We start from the raw sequence: 21,410 nt of genomic DNA on the forward strand, positions 1-21,410 counted from the left end.
GCGGCTCAGCGGCGACCCCGTGGCCATGCTGGCGTCCTTGCTGGACCAGCAGGAGGCGACCCGTAACTCCGTGCGGGAAGTGCTGGGAGACATGGAGTACGAACGCTGGCACGGCGCGGGGGCGCGGCTGTCGGGCACCGAGATCCTGCACGCGGTACGGGCGGACACCGACAGCCCGCTCACCGCGGGGCGCCTGCCCCGCAGCCGGCAGGGGTCCACGCCGGCCGATGTACTCACCCCACGCGAACGGGAAGTCGCCACGCTGCTCGCGAGCGGGCTGTCCAACCGGGAGGTCGCCGAGCAGCTCGTGACCTCCAAGCGCACCGCGGACACACATGTCGAGCGCATTCTCACCAAGCTCGCGATCGATTCGCGCACGGAGATCGAGTCCGTGCTGAGCCCCTGAGGGCTGTCCCGTGGCGGCGCCCCGCCCCGGCTGCCCCGCAGCCGTACGTATACCCGTTCCGCCACCGGTACGTTTGCCGACGCCAACGGGGTGAGACGGGTCCGACGGCACAGATACGTGACTGACCTGCGGTTCAACGCGCGTCGCGGCACTGTGGGGTGGGGCAGGCTTGGCGTGCCGCCGGGGAGGTGGAGTCACTGCGCAGCGTTGGTGGACGAGGCTGTCGCAGACCCGAGTGCTCCCATCTCCCCGGCGGCCCCGGGGGCGTGTGCGCGCTGTCGGCGGTGCAGGCGCATGAGTCCGGCCGCCGCAACCCGGACCTGCCCCACCTCGGCTACCGGCGGCGCGCCTCGACCATGAAACAGCCGAATTCCACCGCGCGGACGTGAACGAGGGCCACTGTCGGATCGGCGAAGACCTCGTGCAGTGCGTCGTCCACCTCGGCGGCCCGCTCCTTGGGGATCTCGATCAGTCGCCCGCCGAGGATGTGCCCCCGGCCGTCGTAGGCCCGCAGTACCCGGCGAGCACCGTGCAGCTCGGCCGGATAGCCGGAGCCGGAAGCCGGTCCGCCGCACTCCTCGGCGTGGACGAAGACCGGACCGCACTCGTCGTACGGGCCGGGATCGGCACCCGTCTCCGCCCCCCAGCGACGCAATGGCGCGTAGGAGACGAGCATGATGCGCTCAGCCGCCTCGCTGTGGCGCAGACAGCAGCGCAGCGGGGCACCGCCCTCCGGATCGGTGAGGGGAGTCCGGGTCCGACCGGCGTCGTCCCGTTCCCGCAGTCGCTTCAGCACGGCGGAGTCGATGGCCCGCACCTCGTAAGTCGTGGTCATGGCTCCAGCATCCGCGGACGTCCGCACCGGAGCTGGCGGAAATCGGACGTCGCCCTGCCACGTTCCGACTTCGTCGGGGAGAGGCCGCCCGGGTGCGTGCGGTCGTCGCGCGGTGCCGAGCCGTCCGCGTGCCGCAGGCGCTCAGTCGCCGCGGACCGGGCTCCACTCGTAGACCATCGGGACAGCCTCGACGACACAACGAGCGCTGCGATCAGCGCTTCCGGGGCCGGGCCGTCACGGGGCGGCCCGGCACTGTTCGGTGGACCCCAGCGCCTGCCGGTCGCCGCATAGCCCTGGTGCCGGAAGAGTTCGGTGGCGGCAGCGACGATCCGCTGGGGCGCGGAGGACCGGATGATGCCGCCCGAGACCGGCCGACGCCTGGCCGAACTGCTGCCGCGAGGGCGATACGTCGAGATCCCCGGGGCCGGAACGCTGGTCCCCATGGACAACCCGTCGGCGCTCGCCCACGAACTGCGCCGGTTCATGAAAGGGGAGGAGACGAACGGCTGAGAGCGAGAGGCCGGCGGGCTTCCGCCGATGCGGCCACGAGGACTTCCTGCGAGCCGTGCCGTCCGGTTCGGGCCTTGTCCGCCGGGGAGCAAGGGAGAGCCCTTACGCTGTACGGAGCAAGACCGTGCGCGGGCACGAAGAGAGGAAGCACCATGTCCTTCGCTCCCCTCGGCCGGCACAACGGCGAGCACAGCGACTACTGCAACACCAGTCTGTGCTGCCGCTGCCAGCAGCGGAACTGGACGACTCAGCAGGGCAACGAGCGGTTGTGCGGGCTGTGCGCGGCCTGCTGCCGCGAATGCGGCCGGGCCCCCGCGCCGCATCTGGACGGGCTGAACGACGGGATCTGCGTGGACTGCCGCGGCCTGTGCACCCGCTGCCACAAGCCGCTGCCCGACGGGGGAATCTGCAACTGCCAGCAGTGGAAGCAGAGCCCAGGCAGCGACCCGATCCGCTTCATCATGCAGGGCTTTCCCCAGCCACTGCTCCAGGCACTCGGGCACCGCGTCCCGCGCACCCTGCACGACATCCTGTACGAGGAGCTCAAGCTCCGGACGGCCGCCCAGCTCCTCGACCGGATCGAAAGGCGCTGGAGCAACCGCTGGTCCCACGCGATCCACGAACGCGACGAGGAGAACCGCCGGCGCTGGGCACCCCAGGAGATCGCCGAGGCCCTCGTAAGTCCCACCAACTGCTCGAACCGGGTCTGCGAGGACGGCTATCTCCTCGCCGACGGAGCGCCCTGCCCGTACTGCCGCCGACCGGCCCACCGCTTCGTCCCCGCCACCGCCGAGGCGATCTCCACCTCGGAGCACGCACGGGCGACCGCCGCGCAGATCCGGCAGGCGCTCATCAGCAACCGCTCGGCCGGGAAGAGACCGAACCGCCCGGCGCAACCTGGCGCCTGGCCCGCTCCTCCCGCCCGCTGACCCCGCGGAGACCAACGGCCACACCGATCGGCTGATCGGTGTGGCCGTTGGTCTCATTGCCCCGCTGGGGTCAGTGCGCCGGGGCGGCCGGCGACTTCCCGCCGGCGGCGTTCTCCTGCGCGAGCCGTTCCATGCCGCTCTGCGTCTTGAGCGGCTTCTCCTTGATGAACAGCACCGCGATCAGGGCGAGGAACGCGAAGGGCGCTCCGATCAGGAAGACATCCGCGGTCGCGACCCCGTACGCGTGCTCGACGATCTGCCGGGCCGGTTCCGGAAGCGTGGAGAGGTCGGGAACGCCGTGTCCGGCGCCCCCGTTGTCCGCAGCCCCGCCGAAGCCCTTCGCCATCTCGCTCGCCACCCGGTGGCTGAGCACGGCGCCCAGCGCGCTCGTGCCGATCGCCCCACCGAGGCTGCGGAAGAACGACAGCACCGAGGTCGCTGCACCCAGCTCCGACGCGGGCACGTCGTTCTGGGCCGCAAGCACCAGGTTCTGCATCAGCATGCCGACGCCCACGCCGAGCACCACCATGTACACACTGAGCAGCCCGAACGAGGAGTCCGCGCTGATCGTGGACAGCAGGCCCATGCCCGCGGTCATGATGATGCCGCCCGCGATCAGGAAGCCCTTCCACTTGCCCCGGGCGGAGATTATCTGCCCGGCGACCGTTGTGGAGATCATCAGACCGAGGATCATCGGCAGGCTCATCAGACCGGCGACGGTCGGCGTCTTGCCGAGCGAGATCTGGAAGTACTGGGAGAGGAACACCGTGCCACCGAACATGGCCACGCCCACCAGCAGGCTCGCCACGGTCGTCAGCGTCACGGTGCGGTTGCGGAAGATGTCCAGCGGGATGATCGGTTCCTGGACCCTGGACTCGACCACCACCGCGGCGGCCAGCAGGATCACACCGGCGGTGACCAGGGCGGCGGTCTGCCACGACGCCCAGTCGAACCGGTTGCCCGCGAGGGTCACCCACAGCAGCAGGGAGCTGACCCCGCTCATGATGAGGACGGCACCGAGATAGTCGATCTTCACTTCCCGGCGGACCGTGGGCAGCTTCAGGGTCAGTTGGAGCAGCGCGATCGCGAGCAGCGCGAACGGCACGCCGATGAAGAAGCACCAGCGCCACCCCAGCCAGGAGGTGTCCACGAGCACACCACCGATCAGCGGTCCCGCGACGGTGCCGACGGCGAACACGGCACCGAAGATGCCGGAGTAGCGGCCGAGTTCACGCGGCGGGATGATCGCCGCCATCACGACCTGGGCGAGCGCCGTGAGGCCGCCCGCGCCGATGCCCTGCACCACACGGCTCACGATGAGCAGGCCGACGCTGTGCGAGAAGCCGGCGACCAGCGAGCCGACGATGAACATCGAGAGGGACAGCTGGATGAGCAGCTTCTTGTCGTAGAGGTCGGACAGCTTGCCCCAGATCGGAACGGTCGCCGTCATCGCCAGAAGCTCCGCGGTGACCACCCAGGTGTACGAGGACTGGGTGCCGTGCAGGTCGGCGATGATGCGGGGAAGGGCGTTGGAGACCACGGTGGAGGCCAGGATGGCCACGAACATGCCGGCCATCAGGCCCGACATGGCCTGGAGTATCTGACGACGCGTCATGGCTGGTGCGGCCCCCTCGGGCGCACCGGCCGTGCCGGCTTCGGGTGTGACGGCAGCGCTCATCGGCTGGCGTTCCTCATTCTCTGATTTCTCGGTCGAACGGCCCCGGGCGGGGCCTTCGGATGTGCCTCAGTCGTTCAGACCGGCGGCCAGCGAGGCGAACGCCTCGCGATAGATGCTCTGGAACGTGCGGGTACGGCCGGAGGCCACCCAGAACTCGACGGAGGCGCGCACGGCTGCGATCGTCGCGAGCGCGAGCAGCCGGGGGCGGAGATCGGTATCGGGGTCCCGGCCGAGGCGCTCGGCCACGGCTGCGACCAGCGCGCGTTCGTCCGCGCCCCGGGCGGCCAGGAATCCGGACAGCAGCGCAGGACTCTTCCTGAGCACGGCCATCTGGAGCTCCCAGCGTTCGTGGTCCTCCTCGATATGGGCGAGCTCCTGGCCGACCGCCTCGCGCAGGGCGTTGAGTGCCGTGAGTCCCTCCGGTGCGTTGAGCACCGCGCGACGGGTCCGCTCGGCGTTGTCGTGGTCGGGGCGGGTGATCGCGTCTTCGAGGCATGGGAAGTAGTTGAAGAAGGTGCGCACGGAGACGCCGACCGCATCGGTGACCGCTTCCACGGTCATGTTCTCGATCCCGCGGTCCGCGGCCATGCGCAGCGCCGCGTCCGCGAGTGCGTTGCGTGTAGCGCGCTTCTTGCGCTCGCGCAGCCCGAGGGCCGTGTCGTCGGCGCTGTCGGCATGGTCGGCACTCATGGAGTGCATGCTATGCAAGTTTGCGTGCTGCGCAAAATTATTCTCGGGTGTTCGCAGACCCGGCCCTGTGGTGCCCGCGAGCGGGCGGAATCGGGGTGCTACGGCGAAACTCCGGTGGCCACGGCCTACCGAATGATCCTCTACTGTGTCGCGTCATGACACTCCTGGTCATCGGCGGCAGTGGCTTCCTGGGTGCCGAGCTGGTCCGCCGGGCGGTGGCGGCGGGGCACACGACGGCCGCGACCTTCGCGACCGGCCCCGGCGGCACCGCGGAGGCCACCTGGCACGCCCTCGACCTGCGCGCCCCCGATCGTGTCGAAGCGGTCGTGGCCGAGGTGGGACCGCGCGTGATCATCAACGCGACGAGCAGCAGATCCGACTGGGCGGTCACGGCGGAGGGCCCTGTCCGGCTGGCAATGACCGCGGCGAAGTACGGCAGTCGCCTGATCCACGTTTCGAGCGACGCGGTCTTCTCCGGCAACCGTGTCCACTACGACGAATCCTGCCTCCCCGACCCTCTTACTCCCTACGGTGCGGCGAAAGCAGCGGCGGAGACGGGCGTCCGCCTCCTGCACGCCGATGCCGTCATTGCCCGTACCTCACTGATCATCGGCGACGGCCGACGCTCCGAGCACGTACGCGCGGTGCACGGCCTCGCGGCCGGGACCCGCGACGGAGTCCTTTTCACCGACGACATCCGATGCCCGGTGCATGTCACCGACCTGGCCGCCGCCCTGCTGGAACTCGCCTACAACGACTCGAAGGGTGTTCACCATCTGGCGGGAACCGACGCCGTGAGCCGTCACGAGCTCGGCATCCTCATCGCCCGGCGCGACGGGCTCGACGCCTCCCGCCTGCCTGCGGGTCTGCGGTCCGAAAGCGCACTTCCCGGGGGACTCGACATCCGCCTCGACAGCCGTACCACCCGGCGGAGGCTGCAAACGACGCTGCGCGGTGCCCGCCGGTTCCTCGCCGCGGCGGCTTGAGGCAGATGGACGGGGGCGTCCACCGGAGGGCGTCCCCGCCGCCCGCGGGGCGCCCCTGAAGGAACTCCGCTCAGGGGGTCTCGTGCGCCGAGGCCGGGTACACGACCCCGTCCACAGAGAGCAGTTCGTCGAGCCGCTCGGGGAGGTCCTGGGCGAGCAGCGGTCCGCCGTCCGCCGAGCGGATGCCCGGGGTCTCACCCGTCAGCACCCGCCCCACACGGCCGCGCCCCGCGCTCAGCACCTCGCCCGTGACCGGTACGTCATCCGCGAGGAGCGCGGCCACCACCGGCGCGACCGCCTCGGGCGGCGCCTGCTCCCGCAGCCGCTCCAGCACCTCCGCCGGCACGCCCTCGGTCGCCGCCGACATCCGCGACCAGGCCACCGGAGCCACCGCGTTGACACGGATACCGTGGCGGGCGCCATAGTCGGCCAGCGTCCGCGTCAGCCCCACGATCCCTGCCTTGAGCAGGGAGTACGCCGCGTTCCCGGCCATCCCGTACAGGCCGGCCGCCGAGGTGACCAGGACGACCCGGCCCCGTCCGCTCTCCGTGAAGCGGGGCCAGGCGGCCCGTACCAGACGCCAGGCGCCGAGGGAGTGAATGGCCGTCATCCGCTCCAGCAGCGCCTCGTCGATGTCGGTGAAGTGCAGCCCGGGCCGGTAGATCCCGGCGTTCGCCACGATCCCGTCGACGGAGCCGAACTCGGCGCACGCGAGATCGATCAGGGACTGCGTCCCCTCGATACCGCTCGCGTCCACGGTGCTCGCGACCGCCGTCCCGCCCGCCGCCCGGATCTCCTCGACGACCTGCGCCGCCGGGCCCGAGTCCTCGCTCCCGGTGCCGTCCGTCTCCGTTCCCAGGTCGTCGGCGCGGCGGCACCCATCGCCTCGACGGTGGCCCGCGCGGCGGCGGCGTCACCGACATCCAGGGCGGGCAGCAGGGCCAGCCAGGGGGCGAGTTCGGGATCGACGGGCAGGGGAAGGGGCACGGTGGCCTCCGGCGGACGACACGGAGCGGCACCGGACGGAACAGGACCGCCCGGGAGAACCGCTGCTGACGTCGCCAGTCTGTGTCCGCGGGCCCGACCGGGTCATGAGCCGGGTGGCGCGCGATCCGCCCCCGTCCGCGCCGGTTGGCGGCTTGCGCCCGGCGGGCGGAGGGGACAAGTGCGCGACTCGTCAGGCGGGCGGGGGAGAGGGCGCGACTTGTCCGGCGGGGCGGGGCTCGTGGGGCGGGCGGGGGAGAGGGGCCCCGCCCATTCGGCAACGTCCTTCGCCCCACCCGTCACGCGTCCGGCCCGCGCCACCGGCTCCGTGACCGCAATCGCGCTATGCCGGGTTGTCCCGCAGGCGCCGCAGGGTCAGGGCAAGCGCCAGCCGGAAACGGCCGACCGTCTCGCCCGGACCGTATCCGAGCGCCGTCTCCGCCCGCGCGACCCGAACCTCCACCGAGTTGTGGTGCAGGTGCAACTCCCGCGCCGCCGCGCGCAGCGAACCCGCCTGCACCAGGACCTCGAGCGTGGTCAGCATCTCCGTGCCGCTGCCCGGCTCCGCCGCGAGCGCGTCCAGGACGTCCAGGTCGCCTATGCCGGCGATGGCCGGGCCGGACAGCTCCCTCGCCAGCACCTCGAAGACGCCGAGCGAGGAGTGGTAGATCGCGGGCTCCTCCGCGACCGGGGCCGGCCCCACATCCGAGCGCGACGTCCCCGCGAACCGTAGCGCCCGCACCGCCCCCTCCCAGGAGCGCGGCGCCTCGGTCGCGGTGACCTCGGGACCGACCCCGATCCGGAAGCCCGCCGGGGCGAGCAGCCGCTCGGGCAGCGGACCCACCACGGCCACCGCGTGCACCGAGCCGAGCGTGGCCGTGGCGGCGCCCCGCCGGGGCGGGAGGGAGCCGTTCGAGGACCGGTGCCATTCCCTGCGGGCCCCGCCCGCCGTCGACGGCCAGGACGGTGAGTGGGCCCGAGGGCGCGAAACCCAGCAGTCGCAGTGCGCGCGCCCGCTCGGGCAGCGGCGCGGTGGAGCTGATGACGGTCTCCAACAGCGCCGGGTCGAGCGGTACGGCCTCGCTGCCGCGACGGCTCAGCACGGTGTCGCAGGCCAGCGCCAGCCGCTCCAGGAGCAGCTCGTCGAAGGGTTGCGGTCCACCCTCGCGTGCCAGCCAGGCGTACTGCCCGCCGCGCAGCTCCCGTACGGCCGCGCCCGGGGGAGACTCGCCCGGCCGGGTACTGCCGTCCGGCCCGGCCGCCAGGCCGTCGCAACCGGGCCCGGACAGTCCTACCGGACACTCGGCGACCCGGGCCGCCATCCCCAGTACCCCGGCGAGGCCGAGCCGCTGCTCGACGAGGGTGTCGAAGAAGCCGAAGAGCTGCATGGCGCTCTCCGCCCCGGCGTTGAGCCCGGCAAGTCGCAGCACGAGACCCCGCATGTACCCACTCCGATCTCCCCCGTCGCAGAGTGCTGTGATCTTGGGACGAGTGTCGTCCACTGCGGCGGAGTGGGGAAGAGGTGCGGCCTCGGTGGGTGACCGCGGGGCGATGCTTACGGCGCCCGGCCGGGAGTGGGGCGGCTGAGTCCGCGAGCGACCTGGCTCGGCTTTTGATCCCGGGCTCTCGCGGGGCCCGTCGGCGTTTCGGCCAACGACGTTCCGAGCCGCCCCCGTACCCGGCAACGGTCGGTGCATCCCGCACGCTCCGTTTCTCGCTCTGCCGTACGGAATCCACCTCGGCTCAAATACATGTGTTCGAATGGTCCGGCCCGGTCGTTGAGCTCCGTGACATGCCCAAGCGACCTACCAGGAGGCTCACTTGACCTCGACCGAGACAGGAAAGCATCAGCTCACGACGCCAATGCCGCCACCGCAACTGCCGCCACCGCCTCCGGCGGAGTTCAGCTACAGCGGGCAGTACGCGGTCAACCCGCTCGCCGAGGTCTCCTTCCGGAAGATGTGCGGGCAGATCCCTACGGTCCTGCACCGGATCGCCCGGCTGTCGTGGCGTACCGACCGCAATGCGGTGCGGCTGCTGATCGGGTGCCAATTGCTGACGGGCCTGTCCGCGGCCGTCCTTCTCACGGCGACGGCACGGGCGATGAAACCCGTCCTCGGGACCGGCGCCGTGGCCGAACGGCTGCGCGACGCCCTGCCGGCGCTCCTTCTCGTGGCCGTCGCGGCCGCCCTCGCCCGAGCGGCGGGCGCGACGGCCACGTACGCCGAGCGGCGCATCACCCCGAGGCTGACCACCGAGACGGACACCGCCCTGGTCGAGGCGGTCTGCCGGGTCGAGGCCGCGGCCTACTCGGAACACGGCTTCGCCGACCGTCAGGAGGCCGCGGAGATGGGCGTGCTGCGCACCCAGGTGATGGTCACCGATGCCCAGAGGCTCATCTCCGCCCTGATTCGCATGGTCACGGCCGGCGGCGTCCTGTCCGTACTGAACCCGGTGATGCTGCCGCTTCTGCTCCTCGCCGTCCTGCCCGCCGGGATCGGAGCCGTCCTGTCCGCGCGCGTGGACTACGAGATCCACTACGCCAACGTCGCCGACCGCAACGTGCGGGGCATGATGCGCTGGTGGTCCACCACGCCCAAGTACGGTGACGAGGTACGCGCCAACGGAATGACCGACTACCTGCTGTTCTGGTACCGGTCACTGTCCGAACGGTGCGACCGGCGGACCCTGGCCGCCGCCCCGCGCACCCTGCGCATCGCACTGCTCTCCTCACTGGCCGGCGGTGCGTTCCTCGTGCTCACCTGGGCCGTGCTGGCCTGGCTGGCCGTGACCGGTCGGATCGGGCTCGCGATCGCCGCGACCGCGGTCCTGGCCGTGCAGACCACGCTGGCTTCCCTGTCGCAGGTCGTCATCAACGGAGCCGCGGTCTTCCACACCAGCCTCTACCTCGGCGACATGCAGGCATTCCTCGACGCCGCCGCCGCGCGGGCGCCCAGGCGAGGGGATCGCGCCGTCACCGGTCCGGTCGACGAGATCCGGCTCGACGAAGTCGTCTATCAGTACCCGGGGAAGGAGAAACCGGCCGTCGCGGGCGTCTCCCTGACACTGCGGCGCGGCCAGATCGTCGCGATCGTCGGCACGAACGGCTCGGGGAAGTCGACCTTGACCCGGCTGCTCACCGGAATCAACCTGCCCGACAAGGGCAGAGTGACCTGGAACGGAGCGGATCTCGCCGAGGTCGACCCGGCCTCCGTCTGGTGCCGCACGGGGCTGGTCCCGCAGATCTTCGCCCAGTGGCCGCTGCGGGTGCGGGAGAACATCACCCTCGGCCAGCCCCGCACGACCGACGACGGACCCGTGTGGGAGGCGGTCGACGCGGTCGGAATGCGTGCGGCGGTCGAGGAACTGCCGGAGCGTCTGGACACCCTCCTCGCCCGCGAGCTCTTCGGCGGCGCGGAGCTGTCCGGCGGACAGTGGCAGCGGCTGGCCTGTTCCCGCGCGCTGTACCGTCGGCCCTCGCTGCTGATCCTGGACGAGCCCACCTCGCAGATGGACCCGCGTGGTGAGCACGGCATCTTCGAGCGGATCAAGGCCATTGCAGGCGACCGCATCACGGTCGTGGTCACCCACCGGCTGGAGAACACCAAGATCGCCGACCACATCGTCGTGATGGAGCACGGCCGCATCACCGAACAGGGCCGGTACGAGGACCTGGTCCACGCGGCAGGCACCTTCGCCGAACTCCTTGAGCTGTCGCAGGACCGCTGACCGGCCGCCCGGCAGCGAACCGTACGCCGGATCAATCCGCGTGATCCGCGGTCAGTTCCACCACCGCATGACCGAGCAGGGGGCGGACCCACTCACCGTCGCGGTCGATACCGAGAACGCCCCCCCAGAAAGGCCATCCGGAGGTCGCCGGCCGGCGTCTCCCAGCGGAACGGGACGCGCGAGAGATGTGAGGGAAAGTCCTCCTCCACAGTGGCCCCCGCGCCGAACGACTTCTTGGGAACGGGGCCGTCGTCGGTGTACCGGTGGGCGAAGAAGGTGGTGATCCAGCCCGTCACACGATCGCCGCCGGACGCCGACTCCCACTTGTACAGCGAACGCCAGAACTCCCGGTCCGCTCCCCACCCCGAGGCCGTCGCGCAGATCGCGTCCAGCACGGGATGCAGGGCCTGGAACCACGGCCGCAGGCCCTCGAACCACCCTTCCAGTTCACGTACGCGGGCGGCCAGAAGCCGCCAGTCCCGGCCCGAGCCCTCCAGTCTGATCCTGGGGATTCCGCAGAGCGAGACCCACTGGAAGCGGTAGTACGGGCTGACCACGTCCATCAGCGCCACCAGCGCGGCCGTGGCGTCACCAGGAGTGGTGGTGGAGAACGTGGGCTGGAACAGATCGGCCACGTCGTCGCCGATCCGGGCCCGCAGCGGCTGCTGCACCAGGTTGGTCGAGCGCTCCCAGTCAAGCGCCGCCAGGTCGTCGCGAACGGTGATGAGCTGCTGTTTCCCCGGTGTTTCGGTGAACACTCCCTCGTACGCCAGGGAGTTGAGGCGGATGTGCACGGCCGTCTCGTGCACGACGGCGTACCAGAGCAGGTCGGGGGACAGGCTCAGGGGCAAGTGAGCCGTGAAGCACAGATGGATGGCGCGCAGGAGGAGACTGGAGGTGGGTTCGCCGGCCTCCGGGGCGGTCGTCGGCCAACCGACGAGCCGGTCGGTGCTGCGGTGGTGGAAGCGTGCCGTACCGGGCAGCGCCGCACGGAGGAAGCGTTCGTTCCCCAGCTCGGTGAGCTCGGCAGCGAGCCGGGCGGCATGGTCATCGGAATCGGCACCAGCACCGGCGATCTCGCCGAGCGGCAGGTCCATCTCGACAGCCATCCCGATCCTCCGGTCCCCAGCAGCATTCTTCAGCAGCACCGGCCGGCTGCGGCGGCGCCCGCGATCGACCGCGGCAACGACTGGCCGTGATTCTGACGAGCGGCTCCGCGGAGCCTGGTACCGCTGGTCGAACACCTCGGGAGCGACCGGTGCAGAGCCCGGCATGTGGGAGACCGAGGAGTTCGGTGGCGAGCACGAGGGCCGACCTGGCGTCCTGCAGGCCGACGGCACCGAGCCGGGCCCGGTGTACTTCGACACCGAAAGCGGGCCGACGGTGCACCGGAGCACTGACTGGTACGTGTACGACGGCACGTCCGGCGCTCCGGTCGCCACCGAGTTGCGCGGCGCGTGTTCGTGCGGCTGGCGTGGCACGCTCCGCTACCGCGCGCTCCGGAAAAGTCCGCCAGGGTCGTCCTCGGCGGGTCGGGCCCCGGCTGCTCAGCGCTCGTGGACGGTCTGCAGGTCCTTCTCGAGGAGCGTGAACGACTTGGGAACACCGCCCGGCTGCGGCTTGCCCGCCTTGTGGCCGACGATCCGGTAGCCGTCGTGCACGTAATAGGAGCTCAGACGAGCATTCCCGGCCAGGCAGTCCAGACGGACGAACGTCCGTCCCGCCGTGGCCACCCGCTGCTCCGCAGCTCGTAGCAGCTGCCGCCCGGTACCCGGACGGGCGCTGCTGCGGTCCACCATCAACCGGTGCACATAGCCGGCCACCGGCGGTTGCGGCCCCCAGGCATCCTCGTCCGTCCACCACAGCTCCCAGGCCCCGGCCACCCTGCCGCCGGTCGCGGCGATCCAGACCTCACCACCGGCCATGACCCGGCGGAAATGCGCCTCGTCCAGCTCGCCGGGCTGCCACTGGTTGTTGATGCCCTGGGCGAGCATCCAGCGAGCGGCGTCGTCGCGCAGACGAACGAGAGCGGGGAGGTCGGTGTCATCGGCGAGACGGAAGCGTAGATCGTTCATCCCGCAATCCTTGCACCGGCCGCGGACGAGGCCGACTAATGGATCGGTCAGTGGAGTTCGGAGAGTGGTGACGCCCTCCGGCGCCCCTCCAGGGCCGGGCCGTCGGCGGCCCCGGAGCGGCGGCTATGTGCGAACCATGCCGTTCTGCTGAGCCTGACCCCGGAGCGATGCGCAGCTCGCCCCTGAATGTGTAGCTGACAGTCGACTACGTGCATGAGCTCGCCGTCACCGATCCCGCCGACCGGTCATGCGACCAGGCGCAGCCAGGCCGCCGCGAGTGCGGCGTGACCGGCCGGTGTCGGGTGTACACCGTCCGCGGCCCAGTACTCCGGGCCGTTCGTCGCGGCGAGTTCGGCGAACATGCCGTCGGCGGCGAGCAGATGGGCGTCGTACGCGCGGGCCAGCTTGCGCACGGCCTGGATCTTCGGATCCAGGTCGCTGCGCCACTGCCTCCGTTCCTCCTCCCCGATGCGCGCGGCACCGGCCTCGATGACGCCGTTGATCGGCAGGAGGAACGGCTCGATGAGGACCAGTTGCGTGCCCGCCTCGGCGAGGGGCGCGAGCAGGCGGTCGTAGCCCGCTTCGAACTCCTGCGCCGAGATCACGTGCCCCTTCGGGGCCAGGGTGTGCCAGCCCATGTCATTGACCCCGACGAGGATCGACACCACGTCCGGGCGCGCGTCGAGTACGTCGGTCTTCCAGCGGGCTTCGAGGTCCCTCACCTTGTCGCCCGCGTTCGCGGTGTTCAGCCAGGTCGCGGGCCGGTCCGGGTACCGGAGTCCCCACTCGCCCACGACGCGCAACGGGTAGCCGTACCCGAAACCGTCTTCGCTCTCCCGCCGTTGGCAGTCGGTGATCGAATCGCCGGTGAACATCACGGTGCTTCCCGGCCGGACAGTGATCGACACGTGGGCTCCTTGGACTCGGTTGAGGAGAGGAAACGCAGGACCTCTCGAAGGGTGCCAGGCCTCGTCGACATCGGACCGACAGCGCTCCGACGTACCGCCGACACCACGCCTCAACGGCGGGAACCTTCCGCGTTCAGCCCACGCGGGCCGGATCGACAAGACGATGAAGGAGGAAGACCGACATCGTCCCGTCGACTGCGGCCAAGGGCTCCGACTCGCCGAGGCCGGGGCAAGCTCCGGCCCACCCCAAGGATGAAGCCGCAGGACGTACGTCCTCAAACCGGGCTGGGTCAGAGGTGTACCCGCTCTCGAGCCGTTACGCGGTGGGGGTTCTGCGGGCGTAGGTGAGGAACGCTGTCCCGGACTTCAGAACAGTGTGATCGGTGAGTTCCCAGGTGCGGGGGTCGAACACCGCCTTGTGGGAGAAGAGCGGAATTCCTGAGCCGATGGTCATGGGGCTGAGTTTGATGATCAGCGCGTCTATCTCGCAGTACAGAGCTCCGGCCAGCTCGGCACCGCCGACCAGCCAGATGTCCTTGCCGTCCTGCTGCTTCAACTCCCTTACCGTCGCGGCCGGATCGTCGGCAATCAGTTCCACGTCAGGGTCCGGGCTCTCGGTCAGCGTCCTGGAGAACACCAGATGGCGCAGGTGCGGGTAGGCATTCGTCAGCCCGGCCTTGAGGCCGATCTCGTAGGAGCGCCGGCCTTCGAGGACGGTGTCGAAATGCGTGCCGTCGGCTGTGATGGAGAGCGCGGCACGCGCCGGGGCAGGGAGGGTCTCCGGGTACTCGGCGATGAGGTGCTGGATGTAGTCCTCGGGGATCGGCCAGAATCCGTCCGGACCGGAGGGGTCTGTATTGTCCGGTCCTGCGATGAAACCGTCGAGAGTGGATGCGATGTAGTACACAAGCTTGCGCACGGACGACCTTCCGTTGATCGATTGGCAGTGGCGATCGGCAATCGGTGTGCAGTGGAGCGAGCCGTACAGCCAAGTGCCTGGAGTCCCCATGATCGCTACGGGCCTGTCGCGGAGCAAGGGCTGCCCGAGACCGACGCCCCGTGCCTGCCCTCCACGCGCAAACCCTTAAGTGGTTTCCCGGGACCCCTGGTGGGCGTGCGACGACAGCCACTACCCCAAACTCTCGGCTGCGCTCGTGCACGGGAGGCCCCCATCCCTCGCCGCGTTGTCGGAGTGCCCGAATACATTCAGTATTCGGGCGCCCCTCCGCCTTGCGATGCACCGCGTCCGAACGCCGCACGCTGATTCACCCGGGATCACCGGACAGCCCTTAGGGAATCCCTGTAGGGCTGGCCCTACGCGGAGCGAGCCGTTGGCCTCATGTCATTGCGAACCCGTCAACAGGCAAGATCCACACCTGACTTCACAACGCTTCCGTACCTCGCCCCGATTCGACCGGACGCGCGGTCTCGGCGCCCGGCTGCGTAAGCCTCGGTACGGGCGAGGGCTTCCATCCGTACGGCGATCCACGGGCCACCGTCGCCGCCGCCGTCGACGGGCTGCGCGCGGCACGTACCTTCGCCCATCGAGACGGCCGGGAACTCGACCGTACGGTCCACGTCAGCGGGTTCTCGCAAGGCGGGCCCGCGACCATGCCCGTCGGCCGGGCCCTCCAGGGGGGAGCCGACCGGTACTTCAGGCTCGGGGCGCTCGCCCCGGTCGCCGGTCCGTTCCATCTGTCCGCTTTCGAATCGGCTGCGGCGAACGACAGGATCGCCAAGTCCGGACTCTATCTCGCCTACTTCGCGACTGCGTGGAACAAGGCCTACGGCCTCTACGGCTCGCCGAGCGAAGCCTTCCGCGCACCCTACGACCGGATCGTGGAGGGGCTCTTCGACGGTGATCACACGACAGAGGAGATCGCCGGTGCGCTTCCGCCCACGTCCAAGGACCTGTTCACCGAAGACTTCCTGGAAAGGGTCCGCACACCCAGCGGTGTCCTCAAGTACCGGCTGCATGCGCTGGACACCACTTGTGACTGGAAGTCGAACGTACCCGTGAGCCTCTTCCACGCCCGCGGTGACCAGGACGTCGATTACTCCCACTCCGCGTACTGTGCGCAACAGCTGAGGGACAACGGCGCCGACTACCGGCTCACGGACGTCGGTGACTACGACCACGGCAACTCGGTGAGGCAGGCCCTGCCACGCATCGTCCGCTTCTTCGACGAGACGGCTGGCGCCCACTGAGACGGCCGCGCCCGACCACTCGGCGGGGCCGCCCAGACGAAGACGTTGAACGGCCTCTCCGACATGGGGGAGAGAGGCCGTTCGCGCAAGAGAGGGGAGACCGGCCCACGCTGAAGGCATGTCCCCAGCATCGCCTTCGACCCCTGGCAGGCAGTGACGTGCTGCCTCATGTCCACCGGGTCACCAAACACGACCCCGCCGACCGCGACCAGCACGGCCATTACACCGGCGCCGAGTCCGAGATCAGCGACCACGGAACGGTCGAGGCCGCCTACCTGATGGCAGTGGCCGCCTTCGCCGAGGACACGGGCATCGACCAACTGGTGGTCCGTGAACCGCAGATCGGCGAATCGACGCCCAGCGACCGGGGCTGGGCCATCCTGAAGTCCCTACGGCGCGGTCAGCTCGTCACCGGCACCGTGACGTGCATTGCCGACTTCGGCGTCACGTTCGTCGACATCGGCGGCTTCACCGCGGTGATCAACATTCCGGAGCAAACTGAGCCGGTGCAGGCTGAGTCGACGAACACTCAGCAAAGCTTCGGCTTGTCGTGCCATGGTTCACAACATCTCTTTCAAAACAACTGTTGTAGGTCTATCCTCGGCGCATGGCCGCTTCTTCCTCCGATTCCGCCGCCCCCGCCGATCCCTCGGACCGAGACATCGATTCGTCGGAACGGGACATCGAACTCGACACCGCCGCCCTGCGCGTACTTGCTCATCCATTGCGCCTGAACGTGCTCACCCTGTTGCGCGAGCGCGGTCCTTCCACTGCCACCCGCATCGCGGAGGAACTCGGCATCAACCCCGGTGCGGCGAGCTACCATCTGCGTCGCCTCGCGTCGGGCGGGCTGATCGTGGACGAGCCGGGCCGGGGAACCGGGCGGGAACGATGGTGGAAATCCCTTCACCGCCAGTCCATCCACGATCCTGCGACAGCGTCCACGGAGCAACGCGAGGCCGGACGCGCATACACGCAGACAGTCGCCGTGGCTGCCGCGGACCGGTTGCGCAGGGCGGCGCAGGAGGTGGCCCTGCTTCCTCAGGAATGGCTCGACGTCGCCGTCTACAGCGACTTCCTCCTGTGCTTGACGCCCGGCGACGTGGACCGGATGAGGTCCGAGCTCTTCGAGGTGATCGCCCGCTACCGCCACGGAGCCGGGGAAGCACCCGAAGTACCTGAAGCGACCGAGGTGCGCGGGGCGACCGAGGTACGCAGGGCGCCTGAAGGTTCCTCTCCGATAGTCCTGCAAGTGCAGGCGTTTCCGGTGCCCGGTGCGGCCCTGCGACCGACCGGTGACGCGTGAGTACGCACGGCATGGCAGCGTTCGCGCGGCCCGCTCACCGGGACGTCAATGTCCTTCGCTGGCTTGCCGCGTACACCGCCTCGGTGACGGGCGACGTCGTGTACTTCCTCGCCCTGTCCTGGGCCGCCACCCGGACCGGCGGGCCGTCGCAGGCGGGCCTGGTGGTCGCGGCCGGGGCACTTCCCCGGGCGGTACTCATGCTCGGCGGAGGCGTGGTGGCCGACCGGTTCGGGCCGCGCCGGGTCGCTGTGGTCAGCGATGCGGTCCGCTGCGTGGTGATCCTCGCCGTGGCCGCGGCAGTCATGTCTGCGTCGCCGGATGTGTGGCTGTTGGTCGCGGTGGCGTTGATCTTCGGTGTGGTGGACGCGGTGTTCATGCCGGCGGTGGGTGCGTTGCCGCCGCGCATCACGACGCCCGGGCAACTCGCCAGGGTCCAGGGGATGCGCGGGCTGTCGATCCGGCTGAGCAACGCGGTCGGCCCGCTCCTGGCGGGGGCGGTGCTGGCCATCGGCGGTGCGGCCGGTGCGTTCGCGGCCGCGGGGGTTCTCTTCGCCGGCTCGCTCGCCGTTCTGCTCACCGTGCGGATCGCGACCCCGACCGAATTGCCTCGGCGAGCCTCTGTCTGGCGTGAGCTGGGTGACGGATTGCGATACGTCCGCCGCCACCGGACGCTCTCATCCCTGGTCGCAGTTGTCGGGCTGAGCGAGATGTGCTTCAGCGGCCCGGTCGCCACCGGTCTGGTGCTCCTGGCGGACGAACGCGGCTGGGGCGCGTCGGGGATGGGCTGGGTCGCGAGTGCGTTCAGTGTCGGAGGTGCGGCGGCGGGGTTGAGTCTCACCGTGTCGCCCCGGATCCCACGTGCCGGGTTGGCGATGTCCGGGTCGTTGCTCGTGACCGCCGCGGGCGCGGTCGCGCTGGGGCAGGCGCCCTCATTGCCCGCTGCCGTGGGGTTCGGCGCCCTGATCGGCCTGACCAGCGGGCTCACCACGGTCGTGACCGGCGCCCTGATCCAGACGGAGACCGATCCGCGCTACCTCGGCCGGGTCACCTCGGTCACGACCCTGTGTGCGCTGGGCCTCGCGCCCGCGCTCTTCCCGGCGGTCGGCGTGACGGTGGCTCTGTGGGGAGCGGATGCGTTCTTCGCCGGATGCGGCGCGATCTGCCTGTCCGCCGCGGTGCTCGGCCTGGCCGTCCCCGTGCTACGACGCGCCGAACTCCGACCGTCGACGACCGGGTCCGCCCCGCCGACTGGCCGTGATGTCCCTACTGGATAGGGCAGTTCACCCCATTGCCCCCGGCAGGTGGCTGGACACCCCTGAGGGCTACGCCTGCGGCAGAAGCGCCAGTGCCTCCTTGGCGTTGTGGACAGCGACTCCCTGCATGAACGCCCGACCGGGGAAGTCACCGTCGAGGAGACGCAGCGGGCCGGCCACCAGTGACAGCCGCATCGCGAGCATGTAGAGGTCGAGTCGTCGGGGATCGAGATCGGACCGGGACAGCGCGGCGTACCGCTCGTGGAAGCGGAGCCGGAGGAATACATGCTCCCACTCGATGTCGAAGTACATCAGGCCCTCGATGTCGATCAGGACGGGGCGCCCGTCGGCATCCACCATGACGTGGTCGGGTCCGAGTTCTCCGTGGATCAGGCCGTATTCCTGGCGGGGGCTCACGCGTGCCGCCAGCTGTTCAAGACGGTCGCGCAAAGCGGCTTCGGCCGCCGCGATGCTGCCGTCACGCGCCGCCGCCTCCTTGAGGTGCCCCAGGGCACGGTCGAGGACCCGTCGCTCGCACGGGAGCTCGGAGACGCAGTCGCCGTGCTCCCGCAGGCCCACGCCGCCGTAGTTCCGGGACCGGTCACGGTGCATCACGCCGAGCATCTCGGCAAGGCCGCCGAGGGTCCCTGCTGCGCGCGCGGGATCCGTCTCGAAGAAAGCCTCGAGCGTGCCACCGGAAACGTCCTCGACCACGGCGAAATCGGCCGGAAAGCGGCGTCGGCTGCCATCCGCCAGGAGCACCCGCGGAACCCGTACCCCGAGACCGTGCAAGGTCCGTTGTGCAGTCAGGAACTGGACCATTCCTGACGCGGGCGCGAAGGGATCGGCGGGATCGGCCTCTCCTGTGCTCGGCCAGTAGTTCTCGTCCTCGGCCCAGCTGTAGACGATCACGCTCTCTGTACGGGGGCCATCGAGGCGAGCCCGGTACACGCCCTTCTGGCTTCCCCCACGCAACCGGTCCACCGAGACAACGCGGCGTCCCGTTCCCAGCGCATCACGCACGAGTTCCGACAGGTTTTCGGTGCCCGCGAATTGCCTCATCCGCAGAAGCTACACAAGAAGGCGCCGCGCGTCCCACTGGATTGATTCTCCACTTCCAGCAGCACCTGTTTCGCGGGTCCGCAAGGTGTCTTCGCCCAGCGTGGTGATGCCTCGGGGGTGTTCGGAAACCGGCTCGGCCGACCGATCCGATCAAGGGCCTCGGCCGCACTGTCCGGGCGGACGCGGAGATGGCGGAAGCCGTCTGCTCGCTCTTGCCGACAGCAGACGCTCGACCAGCTGTGCCGATTCAGGACGTCGGATCTGCGGCGTCCTCGGTGGCGACCCGCTGCGAACGGAGACCGAAGGGGTTGTCGATGGCGTACCGCCGGCGGCCGTCCGGGCCCCGCCGGGCGACGTCGGTAGCTGTGCCTTCGACGTGCACCGTCTTGCCGTCACGGTCGGTCCCGTCGATGGCCCAGTCCACGACCAGCAGCGCCAGGGCTCCATTGCGGTAGACGTGCCGCCCGTGTTGTCGGACAAGGTGCTGTCCGATCGGCTGGCACACCTTGGCGAGGCCGGAGTCGTCGAACGCGACCGCCACCCGGGCTGGCCTCCGCGAGTGCGCTACGCGCTCACCCAGCGAGGACACCGCCTCGGCCCGGTCCTCCACGCCCTGTGGGACTGGGGAGCCGAGGCCCCGGCCTGAGACGGGCCGTTCCCGGCCGAGCCGTGAGGCCGAGCGCCTACTGCTGGTGCCAGACCAGCGTGTAGCGCCAGAACAGCCGCCGGCGCAGCCGTGCGCCGGGCAGCGCCCGGCGGGCGTCGCGAACGATGTCTGCAAAGGTCATGGTCGCCGGTTGGGTCGGGGCGGTCATTGAGGCTGGTCGCGGCGCCTTGCGGCCCTTGTTCTTGATCCAGGCCATGGCGACATTCGACGGGATGGCGACGGCATCGATCAGATGATCGCTCCGAGACTGCGGGCGGGAGAGGCCGACGACGACCAGAGTTCCGCCGGGCGCCAGGTGCTGTCGGAAGTGGGTGAGGGCGTCGCTGAACGGCATGTGGTGGATGGTGGCGACACAGGTAATGACGTCGTAGGGGCCGGGCGGTACCTCCTTCAGTGCGTCTCCGACAGAGAAGGTCACCGGGGCTGTCGGGGCTGTGAGCTCCCGCGCGCGAGCGAGGATGGTGGGGTCCACGTCGATGCCGTGCACTGCTCCGGCCCGTGAGGCCAGGAGCCTGGCGAGGTCACCGCTTTCCGACGTCCAGAGCGCTGTCGAAACGTCTGGGGAGCCGGAGCAGGATCCATCGGTGGTAGTGGGCGTTGTGGTCCCAGGAGTGGGTGGCGTGGAACTGATCAAGTGCTCGCACGATGCGGACAGCGGTGTCGTCATGAGGGTGAGTCCACCAGAGCCTCAGACGCCTGCGGAACCACCGGTCCGCAGGCGCAGGGGGCGGGCGCCCTCACGCTGTCCCGTACACCGTGTCCAGGAGGCCGTTGACGTACCCGTCGAGTCCGGCTGCCGCCTGCGTGGTGGGATTGTCGGCCACCAGGTGGGGGAGCGCGGCATGCAGGGCCAGCGTGACGGTGGCGGCGCGCCGCACGGTCACGGAGGGCAGGCCCGCACTGCGCTGGGCGTGCTCGGAGTACGCGAAATCGGCGGCCGCGAAGGCGTCGATCGGCGCCGCCGGCCACGAAGTCCGCGTCGCCTCGCGGTGCAGCTCCAGGCAAGCGAGCACCCGCACACGGCCGGGCCCCCGGACGTGCCCAAGGAACGTGCGCAGCAGGACGGTCGGGCCGGCGCGGTCGACGGGCGCGGGTTTCTGGTTCATCCAGTCGTGTGGCGTGCGGCGGAGTCCGGCTGAGCCGCTGCGAGGGAGCCGTTCTGCTGTCGGCTGACGCGGTCGCGC

At 70.1% G+C, this 21,410-nt stretch carries 23 protein-coding genes and 1 pseudogene; 11 read left to right on the forward strand and 13 right to left on the reverse strand.

The features are described 5' to 3' along the window. Positions 1-25 precede the first annotated feature (25 nt). Complete coding sequence (locus ACIRJP_RS02315; protein ID WP_404167290.1) at positions 26-406, forward strand: response regulator transcription factor; 381 nt, start codon at positions 26-28, stop codon at positions 404-406. A gap of 334 nt (positions 407-740) precedes the next feature. Here the strand turns inward: ACIRJP_RS02315 and ACIRJP_RS02320 are convergent, their stop codons facing one another. After that, positions 741-1,241 (reverse strand): DUF1203 domain-containing protein, encoded by a 501-nt coding sequence (locus tag ACIRJP_RS02320; protein ID WP_404167292.1) that lies wholly within the window; start codon positions 1,239-1,241, stop codon positions 741-743. 312 nt (positions 1,242-1,553) lie between these two features. On the opposite strand from ACIRJP_RS02320, the gene ACIRJP_RS02325 reads away from it, so the two are divergent. Both ACIRJP_RS02325 and ACIRJP_RS02330 read left to right on the forward strand, forming a co-directional pair. After that, positions 1,554-1,751 (forward strand): alpha/beta fold hydrolase, encoded by a 198-nt coding sequence (locus ACIRJP_RS02325; RefSeq protein WP_404167294.1) that lies wholly within the window; start codon positions 1,554-1,556, stop codon positions 1,749-1,751. A gap of 152 nt (positions 1,752-1,903) precedes the next feature. Beyond that, positions 1,904-2,680 carry a hypothetical protein gene (locus ACIRJP_RS02330; protein ID WP_404167296.1) on the forward strand — a complete coding sequence of 259 codons (777 nt, stop codon included), beginning with the start codon at positions 1,904-1,906 and terminating at the stop codon, positions 2,678-2,680. A gap of 70 nt (positions 2,681-2,750) precedes the next feature. Here the strand turns inward: ACIRJP_RS02330 and ACIRJP_RS02335 are convergent, their stop codons facing one another. Then, complete coding sequence (locus ACIRJP_RS02335; RefSeq protein WP_404167298.1) at positions 2,751-4,358, reverse strand: MDR family MFS transporter; 1,608 nt, start codon at positions 4,356-4,358, stop codon at positions 2,751-2,753. A gap of 66 nt (positions 4,359-4,424) precedes the next feature. Next, positions 4,425-5,048, reverse strand: a complete 624-nt coding sequence (locus ACIRJP_RS02340; protein ID WP_404167300.1) for a TetR family transcriptional regulator — start codon at positions 5,046-5,048, stop codon at positions 4,425-4,427. 155 nt (positions 5,049-5,203) lie between these two features. On the opposite strand from ACIRJP_RS02340, the gene ACIRJP_RS02345 reads away from it, so the two are divergent. Beyond that, positions 5,204-6,034 carry an SDR family oxidoreductase gene (locus ACIRJP_RS02345; protein WP_404167302.1) on the forward strand — a complete coding sequence of 277 codons (831 nt, stop codon included), beginning with the start codon at positions 5,204-5,206 and terminating at the stop codon, positions 6,032-6,034. A gap of 70 nt (positions 6,035-6,104) precedes the next feature. Here the strand turns inward: ACIRJP_RS02345 and ACIRJP_RS02350 are convergent, their stop codons facing one another. Together ACIRJP_RS02350 and ACIRJP_RS02355 are read right to left on the reverse strand one after the other, a co-directional pair. Continuing rightward, complete coding sequence (locus ACIRJP_RS02350) at positions 6,105-6,893, reverse strand: SDR family oxidoreductase (protein ID WP_404167643.1); 789 nt, start codon at positions 6,891-6,893, stop codon at positions 6,105-6,107. 468 nt (positions 6,894-7,361) lie between these two features. Then, the gene (locus ACIRJP_RS02355) at positions 7,362-7,880 is read right to left on the reverse strand and encodes a helix-turn-helix domain-containing protein (RefSeq protein WP_404167304.1); all 519 of its coding nucleotides are present in this window, start codon (positions 7,878-7,880) and stop codon (positions 7,362-7,364) included. Between the two features lie 10 nt (positions 7,881-7,890). Between ACIRJP_RS02355 and ACIRJP_RS02360 the strand changes: the two genes are divergently transcribed. Both ACIRJP_RS02360 and ACIRJP_RS02365 read left to right on the forward strand, forming a co-directional pair. Further along, a complete protein-coding gene (locus ACIRJP_RS02360; protein WP_404167306.1) occupies positions 7,891-8,559 on the forward strand; it encodes a hypothetical protein in 669 nt (222 codons plus the stop codon). A gap of 280 nt (positions 8,560-8,839) precedes the next feature. Beyond that, entirely contained in the window at positions 8,840-10,747 is a 1,908-nt protein-coding gene (locus tag ACIRJP_RS02365) for an ATP-binding cassette domain-containing protein (RefSeq protein ID WP_404167308.1), read from the forward strand. A 92-nt stretch (positions 10,748-10,839) separates the two neighbouring features. Here ACIRJP_RS02365 and ACIRJP_RS02370 read toward each other — a convergent pair whose 3' ends face one another. The 4 genes from ACIRJP_RS02370 to ACIRJP_RS02385 form a co-directional block, all read right to left on the reverse strand. Beyond that, complete coding sequence (locus tag ACIRJP_RS02370) at positions 10,840-11,856, reverse strand: DUF4419 domain-containing protein (protein WP_404167310.1); 1,017 nt, start codon at positions 11,854-11,856, stop codon at positions 10,840-10,842. 438 nt (positions 11,857-12,294) lie between these two features. After that, the gene (locus ACIRJP_RS02375; RefSeq protein WP_404167312.1) at positions 12,295-12,822 is read right to left on the reverse strand and encodes a GNAT family N-acetyltransferase; all 528 of its coding nucleotides are present in this window, start codon (positions 12,820-12,822) and stop codon (positions 12,295-12,297) included. 245 nt (positions 12,823-13,067) lie between these two features. Further along, a complete protein-coding gene (locus ACIRJP_RS02380; RefSeq protein ID WP_404167314.1) occupies positions 13,068-13,730 on the reverse strand; it encodes a GDSL-type esterase/lipase family protein in 663 nt (220 codons plus the stop codon). Between the two features lie 316 nt (positions 13,731-14,046). Then, the gene (locus ACIRJP_RS02385; RefSeq protein ID WP_404167315.1) at positions 14,047-14,649 is read right to left on the reverse strand and encodes a dihydrofolate reductase family protein; all 603 of its coding nucleotides are present in this window, start codon (positions 14,647-14,649) and stop codon (positions 14,047-14,049) included. A gap of 692 nt (positions 14,650-15,341) precedes the next feature. Here ACIRJP_RS02385 and ACIRJP_RS02390 point away from each other — a divergent pair. The 4 genes from ACIRJP_RS02390 (at position 15,342) to ACIRJP_RS02405 (ending at position 18,518) form a co-directional block, all read left to right on the forward strand. Next, positions 15,342-15,938 (forward strand): hypothetical protein, encoded by a 597-nt coding sequence (locus ACIRJP_RS02390; RefSeq protein ID WP_404167317.1) that lies wholly within the window; start codon positions 15,342-15,344, stop codon positions 15,936-15,938. Positions 15,939-16,096: 158 nt separating this feature from the next. Then, positions 16,097-16,672, forward strand: a complete 576-nt coding sequence (locus ACIRJP_RS02395) for a hypothetical protein (protein WP_404167319.1) — start codon at positions 16,097-16,099, stop codon at positions 16,670-16,672. Then, complete coding sequence (locus tag ACIRJP_RS02400) at positions 16,642-17,244, forward strand: ArsR/SmtB family transcription factor (protein WP_404167645.1); 603 nt, start codon at positions 16,642-16,644, stop codon at positions 17,242-17,244. Before ACIRJP_RS02395 ends, ACIRJP_RS02400 begins: the two co-directional genes overlap by 31 nt. An 11-nt stretch (positions 17,245-17,255) precedes the next feature. Then, entirely contained in the window at positions 17,256-18,518 is a 1,263-nt protein-coding gene (locus ACIRJP_RS02405) for an MFS transporter (RefSeq protein WP_404167321.1), read from the forward strand. Between the two features lie 48 nt (positions 18,519-18,566). On the opposite strand, the gene ACIRJP_RS02410 is transcribed toward ACIRJP_RS02405, so the two are convergent. Both ACIRJP_RS02410 and ACIRJP_RS02415 read right to left on the reverse strand, forming a co-directional pair. Next, on the reverse strand, positions 18,567-19,559 hold the full coding sequence (locus ACIRJP_RS02410; protein ID WP_404167323.1) for a phosphotransferase family protein: 993 nt from the start codon (positions 19,557-19,559) through the stop codon (positions 18,567-18,569). 247 nt (positions 19,560-19,806) lie between these two features. After that, positions 19,807-20,100, reverse strand: a complete 294-nt coding sequence (locus ACIRJP_RS02415) for a YybH family protein (RefSeq protein ID WP_404167325.1) — start codon at positions 20,098-20,100, stop codon at positions 19,807-19,809. On the opposite strand from ACIRJP_RS02415, the gene ACIRJP_RS02420 reads away from it, so the two are divergent. Then, positions 20,041-20,205: a winged helix-turn-helix transcriptional regulator gene (locus ACIRJP_RS02420; RefSeq protein WP_404167327.1), complete on the forward strand. Its 165-nt coding sequence runs from the start codon at positions 20,041-20,043 to the stop codon at positions 20,203-20,205. The genes ACIRJP_RS02415 and ACIRJP_RS02420 overlap by 60 nt on opposite strands. A 37-nt stretch (positions 20,206-20,242) precedes the next feature. On the opposite strand, the pseudogene ACIRJP_RS02425 reads toward ACIRJP_RS02420, so the two are convergent. After that, positions 20,243-20,918: pseudogene (locus ACIRJP_RS02425) on the reverse strand (class I SAM-dependent methyltransferase). A 45-nt stretch (positions 20,919-20,963) separates the two neighbouring features. After that, positions 20,964-21,332, reverse strand: coding sequence for a hypothetical protein (locus ACIRJP_RS02430; protein ID WP_404167329.1), 369 nt, complete (start codon positions 21,330-21,332; stop codon positions 20,964-20,966). Between the last annotated feature and the right edge of the window lie 78 nt (positions 21,333-21,410).

This window comes from Streptomyces sp. NPDC102437, assembly GCF_044765565.1.
GTDB lineage: Bacteria > Actinomycetota > Actinomycetes > Streptomycetales > Streptomycetaceae > Streptomyces.